Source organism: Kitasatospora sp. NPDC001159 (assembly GCF_053598235.1).
In genome coordinates this window covers 1-6,178 of sequence record NZ_JBSFJV010000193.1, presented here as the reverse complement: position 1 = coordinate 6,178, position 6,178 = coordinate 1, and the positions used below count along the sequence as shown (strand labels likewise).

6 protein-coding genes and 1 pseudogene are annotated in these 6,178 nt (G+C 68.4%); 4 read left to right on the top strand and 3 right to left on the bottom strand.

The window, feature by feature from the left end:
* Positions 1-344: 344 nt before the first annotated feature.
* On the top strand, positions 345-1,301 hold the full coding sequence (locus ACWC9T_RS40275) for a replication-relaxation family protein (RefSeq protein WP_449826007.1): 957 nt from the start codon (positions 345-347) through the stop codon (positions 1,299-1,301).
* Between the two features lie 740 nt (positions 1,302-2,041).
* Here ACWC9T_RS40275 and ACWC9T_RS40270 read toward each other — a convergent pair.
* The 3 genes from ACWC9T_RS40270 to ACWC9T_RS40260 form a co-directional block, all read right to left on the bottom strand.
* Entirely contained in the window at positions 2,042-3,706 is a 1,665-nt protein-coding gene (locus tag ACWC9T_RS40270; protein ID WP_449826006.1) for an alpha/beta hydrolase, read from the bottom strand.
* A complete protein-coding gene (locus ACWC9T_RS40265) occupies positions 3,703-4,032 on the bottom strand; it encodes a hypothetical protein (protein ID WP_449826005.1) in 330 nt (109 codons plus the stop codon). The genes ACWC9T_RS40270 and ACWC9T_RS40265 overlap by 4 nt, the downstream gene beginning before the upstream one ends.
* 965 nt (positions 4,033-4,997) lie before the next feature.
* Positions 4,998-5,327, bottom strand: coding sequence for a hypothetical protein (locus tag ACWC9T_RS40260; protein WP_449826004.1), 330 nt, complete (start codon positions 5,325-5,327; stop codon positions 4,998-5,000).
* A gap of 186 nt (positions 5,328-5,513) precedes the next feature.
* On the opposite strand from ACWC9T_RS40260, the gene ACWC9T_RS40255 reads away from it, so the two are divergent.
* The 3 genes and pseudogenes from ACWC9T_RS40255 to ACWC9T_RS40245 all read left to right on the top strand — a co-directional run bounded on the left by ACWC9T_RS40255 (position 5,514) and on the right by ACWC9T_RS40245 (position 6,088).
* On the top strand, positions 5,514-5,774 hold the full coding sequence (locus tag ACWC9T_RS40255; protein WP_449826003.1) for a hypothetical protein: 261 nt from the start codon (positions 5,514-5,516) through the stop codon (positions 5,772-5,774).
* Between the two features lie 27 nt (positions 5,775-5,801).
* Positions 5,802-5,858 (top strand): annotated as a pseudogene (locus ACWC9T_RS40250) (hypothetical protein); the annotation flags it as partial.
* Positions 5,859-5,908: 50 nt separating this feature from the next.
* Complete coding sequence (locus ACWC9T_RS40245; protein WP_449826002.1) at positions 5,909-6,088, top strand: helicase associated domain-containing protein; 180 nt, start codon at positions 5,909-5,911, stop codon at positions 6,086-6,088.
* The last annotated feature ends 90 nt before the right edge of the window (positions 6,089-6,178 follow it).

Genomic DNA, 6,178 nt, shown 5'->3' with positions numbered 1-6,178 from the left:
CGACACGACGCGCCAATACTGCCCGCACACCCCTCCGCGTCATGCCTGACCAGCGGGAATCACACGATCACGCCCGGATTGATAACGGCTTCTGAGACCACCGGTCCAACTTCGCTGTCGCAAACCAGCGTCGGTCCAACTCCGATGGCACGCGGTCCAGCTCCGCTGTCACAGGTCACCAACGTTGGCGGCCGTGCGCGGCACCAACGTTGGTGGCGGCCGTTACGTGATCGTTGCGGCGGTGGGGGCTGTTCACCAAGGGATACACCAAGGTGTGCGGGCTTCCCTACGGCGACCGCGCGGGGCATCGAGCCCCGCGCCGAGCCGAGAGGGGTACCCCTGCGATGACGACGGGCAAGAAGCGGGCGAGGACCGGGGCGGAGCCGGACAGCGAGACGCGGGAGGTGGAGATCACCTGGGCGGTGGTGGCCTCGCTGTTCCAATTCCGGATCGCCACCGCCGAGCAGCTGCGCCGGCTGCACGCCCCGGACAGCAGCATCGAGAAGATGCGGGCCCGGCTGCGCAGACTGCGCGAGCAGGGTCTGGCCGAGGAGCTGGTGCTGCCGCAGTCCGGGCGGGCGAAGGGCTGGTTCCTGACCGAGCACGGCGCCCGGATCGCCGGGGTGTTCCCCGAGCTGGCGGACATCCCCGCCCCCCGGCTGCCCGGCGACAAGGAAGCCTTCAAGTTCACCCTGTACCACCAGCTCGCCGTCGTACGGACCCACCTGGTGTTCCTCACCGACGCCCGCCGCCGGGGCGACGCCTACGGGCCGTTCGACCTGATCCCGGAGATCACCCACCGCTTCGCCAAAGGCAAGGAAGGCACCGTGCGCCCCGACGGCCTGCTCCACTACGGCCGCACCGCAGGCGAGCGCCGCTCCACCCACCAGGCCTTCGTCGAGGTCGACCGCGGCACCATGGGCGGCACCCGGCTGGCCGCCAAACTGAACGCCTACGCCCGCTACTGGGCCACCGCGCCACTGCCGCCCGGCGTCCGGCCGGGCACCACCGAGGCCCAGGGCGGCGGCGATCCGCTCTGGGGACGCCGCTACCCGCGCTTCCCGACACTGCTGTTCGTCCTCACCGGCACCGGCCAGGCCGGCTTCGCCAACCGCGCCGACGACCTCGAGCGCACCGCCCGCACCCCGTACGTCGCCAAGATGCTGCGCACCGTCCCCGCCGGCGTCGCGAAACTGGAGGACCTGGAGGACGAAGGCCCCAGCTCCGACCTCTGGTGGTCGATCGCCGACCTCGAAGCCGGACCCGCCCCCTGGTGGGAACTGACCGGCACCACGCCCTGACCCACACCACCACCCATACCTTGATGCCCGTCCCGCACCGCTGGGGCGGGCATCAAGGTGACCGGACCGGATCGGCTGCGGACCACCGAGGTGCGAACGAGGTGGTGTCAGTGAGGAGTCTCTGTTGTTGTGGGGGGGCATCAGGCAGGGGGTGTTGACGCTGAAGGCCAGAAGCCCTCCGCTCGTGGTCTCGACAGTGACCAGGTATCGGCTCGATGCCTGGGATGCGTCGAGGACTGTGTCCACCTTGCCGTTGACGCTCTCCCGGTAGCCGTCGATCTTGAAGCCCTGCTGTTCGAGCATCGTGCGGACCTTGCGGACGGCCTCAGGATGCTGTTCGAGTGGGGTGGAGCTGTAGACCGCGTACATCAGTTTGTACCGGCCGTCCTCCCGGACCTCATCGTGTTTGCCGACGCAGTCGCTGAAGATCGGTTCGACGCTGCCGGTGTCGAGGGTGACTCCAGCCGTCTGCGCCATGTACTCGGTCATGTGTTTGGCCCAGTCCTGGGCGTCCTGACGGGCCTTGACGGGGAGAGGATCGTTGGGACCGGGCGTGGACATGCATCCTCCGAGGATCAGTGGCAGGCAGAGCGCTATCGCGGCAACGCCCAGACGTCGGGCTCCGACACGGCGTGCGGCGAGTCGTGGAAGGGGGAACGGCACAGTGAGATTCCTTGCGGCCGGGACGGGGTGAGCAACCGGAACAGCCAGGCCGGCCCTGGTCGGCCCAGCTCCAGCGGTCACGGGGGAGGCGGCGGACTGTCGTGCTCCTTGGGAACCGTGGTCGGCGGCCTTCCGATGATGAGGCGGCCCTGGTTGGCAAGGCTCTCGCCGCCGTCCCAGTACCCGCTGTGTCCGGAGGTGTCGACCAGGAAGTTGTTCCCGCCGAACCGGTCGATCATCGGGTCGTCGCCGAGAGTGAGTCCTGCGGCCAGTTCGATCGGGTCGTCCTTCGCCCTGCCGGTCCAGAAGTGGCTCGGGTCGATGTGGAGCTGGTCGGCGCGCTGGACGGTCATTCCGGGACTCGCGATGGCGACGATGTCGTCGGCGCCCAGTCCGTTCCCACCCGCAGCGGCCGCGCCGACGAGCGTCGTCCCGTAGCTGTGGCTGAAGACCGAGAGGTGATTGGGGTGGTCGCCCTGGGCGACCCGGGTGCCGTGGGTGAACTGGCGCAGGGCCTCGGCGCCGTCGTCGGACCGGCCCGTCCAGGCGACGGAGAGGTTGTTCGCTTGCACGACCGGGATCTCGGGGGCGTCGTATCCGAGCCAATAGACCACCGACACCTTCGGAATCGTCCCCTTCGCCGCCTTCTTCGCGGCGTCCTGCATGTCGTTGACGCGTGCGAGGTTCCCGTGCGTGCTGTCGATCGTCGTTCCCGTCCCCGGCACCAGGACGGCGGTGTGGTCGGCGGTGTCGGGGTTCCCCATGGCGATGATCGCCTTACCGTCGCCGTCGTAGGCCTTGGCATCGAACCCGAGCAGGAACAACTGCTTGTCCTCGGCCGCGCTGTCGTGCTGGTCGAGCACTTCCTTGAACTTCACCAGCCTTGCCTGAAGGGCGTTGTACTCGTCATACGTCATGCCGCTTCCGGGCGGGTTGCCGGCCTTCAGCGCGTCCAGTTGCTGGTCGAGGACCAGCCGGTTCGCCTCGTCCCGAACCGTTGCGGGCAGACCGTCCAGTTGTCCGACCTTTTCCGGGTAGAGCGCGATGTAGCTGCTCTGCTGCTCAGGGGTCAGCGACTTCCACCAGTCGGCGGACTTCTGCGGGTCCTTGTTGTCAGGGACGTCCAGACCGGCGAGGCCGAGGTCCTTTGCCACGTCCTTCACATCGGTGGCGGTCTCGGCGGTGGAGCCGAACACCCGCGGCTGGGTCAGGATGTCGGCATCGAGGCGGCCGAGGGCACGCTCCCCCTGGTCGTTCGCCTCCTTCGCATCGGCCAACGCTTTGTTGATCCAGTCCTGGGCGTCCCCCCGCAGGGTGGCCAGCGCCTTGCGTTCGGGGTCGGTTCTGGCATCGGGGTCATTCTGCTCGCCCTTGCTCAGCGGCGGCAGATTCACCGTCCCGTCGGAGCCGACGGTCAGGCCCCACTCCTCGGCGCGGTGCACGGCGTTCTTCAGATTGGTCTGTGCCTGGGAGATCCGGTCGGCGACGGTGTCCAGGGTGAGTGCGACAGCGGCGGACTCGACCCGCACGATCTCCAGGATCTGCTCGGTCCGGCCCAAGGTGGTGAACGCCAGTTTCGCGTCCTCCCCTTCCCAGTTCGAGTGTCGCAGCGGTCCGTTGACCTGGTTGCGATGCCTGTTGTCGGCGGAGTGGGCCCCGTTGGACAGCTCGCGCCACGCCTTGGCAGCGTCGTGCAGCCCGGTCGGGTCGAAGCTGAACAGCAGTTCAAAGGCGTTGCTCACTGGCCCGGCTTCTCCCATGCCTCGCCGATCTTCTGCTTGTGCCAGACCTCGACGTTGGCGTGCTCGTTGTTCGTGTAGGCCTGCGCCGTGGCGGTGAGGTTGTCAGCCGTCTTCTTGAGACGGTCGCCGACACTCGACAGCACGGGCGCCCAGCCACCCGTCACATGGCCGAGCCGCGCGGCCACTGACCAACCCGTCAGCTGACTGACAGCCGTCTGACTGGCAGTAGCCACTGCCTGACAAGGCTTCGCGAAGTCCTCGCCGATGGCCCGCGCCACACCTGCGGACTTGTAGATCTCTCCCGGGTCAACCTTGAGATCGCCCACTGCTTTCCCCTCCCGACAACCTTCGGTCAGCAGGAAGCCTATTTCGGTGATCGACCGATCTCCATCCGCACAGATACTCATCCGAAATCAAACGATCAGTCTCGCTTCTAGCGAAACAAGGCTTTTGCACCGCTTCTGCGACTGCGCCAGCCTGCGTCGTCCGCACTCTCCGGGGTGTGCTGTCCTCGGGCACCAGTCGTGATCGGCCTACGCGTTCGCCGAGTTCGGCATCAGCTGCTCCACCGCGTACCGGCTTCTCGACCTGGCTGCCGTCGCCGAGGCGATCGAGGACACCGTGCAGCACGAGCTCGGGGTGTCCCACGCGTGGGACAACACCTACCTGGTCCTGCCAGTGCGCGCGGTCGTCGACCTCAAGGGCCGCACTGCGGAACTCACCGACCTGATCACCGCCTCACCGACGCCCACCAGGACGTCGGCGGCACCGCGCTCCCAGCCGAGACGGTCGGCGGGATCGTCGCCGCGGTGGTCGCCGACATCCCGGCCGCCGAGCCCGAGACCGGCCCCGCCCCCCGACGGCATCACCACCGAGGCCTGGCGCCGCCACGTGAACGCCAGCCGCGACCTGGTCGCCCGGCAGCGCGCCACCCAGCACCGGCGCGGCCGGCACCGCCGGACGCCCCACGAGACCAGCCTGCCGCAGGCACCGGGCCCGCGACGACTGCTCACCAACCCACCCACCCCCAGGCGAAGGAAGGGCTCAGGAGAGGGATGTCGGAATTTCCATCCCTTGGTGGACAGCCTCTGACCTGCAAGAACGCGGCCGGGACGGCATCGGTGGGGGACTCGCATCAGTAGCCATATCAGGGCTGGCAGGAGGAGCTACATCAGGACCCGTGGGAGGACCCCTGGGCCGGTCGCCGTCATGGCGCCGGCGGCCCCGCTCTCTCGTGTGCACGCGTGCACGCCGAAGCTCTCCGTTGGGGTGGGTGCTGGCGCGCCTGGTGTCAGGTGAGCTGCTGGTCAACCGCCACCAGGAGCAGCGCGATGGCGTGGTCGACGTCCTCGGCGAGCCAGGGCAGGGCGTCGGCGGCGTCGACGACGGCCCTGCCGTCGATGAACACTGCCCAGCCGGTGCCGCTGTCGGCCAGTTCGATCCAGCCCACCAGGCGCCGGTCGGGTCGGCGTACCGCGAGCAGCCGCGGGTCCGCGTCCCAGCTCTCGACCAGGACCGCGCCGTTCTTCGCGCTGTGGGTTCCGGTCGGTGCGCCCAGGCGGCGCAGGAGCGGGTTGGTGGAGGAGTGTTCGGCGGCGAGTGCCAGGCGTAGTTCTTCCACCGGGACGGCGGTCGGGGTGGGGGGCTGCGGCTGGGGCGCCGGAGCGGGCGCCTGAGGGTTTGATTCGACGCGCGGGGAAACGTGGTGGCGGGCGGCGGGAACGGCTGGCCCGGGGTTGGCGGCAGGGGCTGGCGATCATCAGGGTGAGCAGCCGCAAGACATGTTCACCTCTGGGAGTTACCGGGCTTGGTGAATGTACTTCAGGCTTTGCGGGCTCATGATGAGGAGGCGGTGGAATTGCTGGCATTTCCTCAGGTCGAGCAGAAGAACGTGGTGGAGCCGTCTATGGATATCGGTCCGGAGCCGCAGGAGGGTGAGGAGGAAAGCCGGATGCTGCTGCGGTTTTCGGTGCCGCGTGCTCCGGTGATGGTCGCGCGGTGGGTCAGCTTCAATGTGATCGACACTGAGCGGCAGGACTGGGCGCGCGGGTGGTCGGCGGCCGAGTAGTACTCGAAGCGGGAGGGGCATCTGCGGGTGCCGTTCGATCACCGGGAGGCGACTCGGGCCGGGCTGGATCCGCATCAGATGTACCCGTTGGGGCACTGGGTGAGTGAGCAGCGCAAGGCATACAGCGCGGGGCTGTGGAGGGCAAGCGGGTCGAGCGGCTGGAGTCGCTGGGGATGGTGTGGGACCCGCTGGACGCGGCGTGGGAGGAGAACCTCGCCGCCGCCCGGGAGTACCACGCCCACCACGGCACCCTCGCCGCGCCCCGTACCGCCACCGCGTTGGACAAGCCGGTCGGGCAGTGGCTGTCCAACTAGGCCATGTCTCTCCGATCATGAGCGGAGCCAGATGATGACGGCCGCGAAGGTTACGGTGCCCAGGAACACGTGCCCTCGCTTGTCATAGCG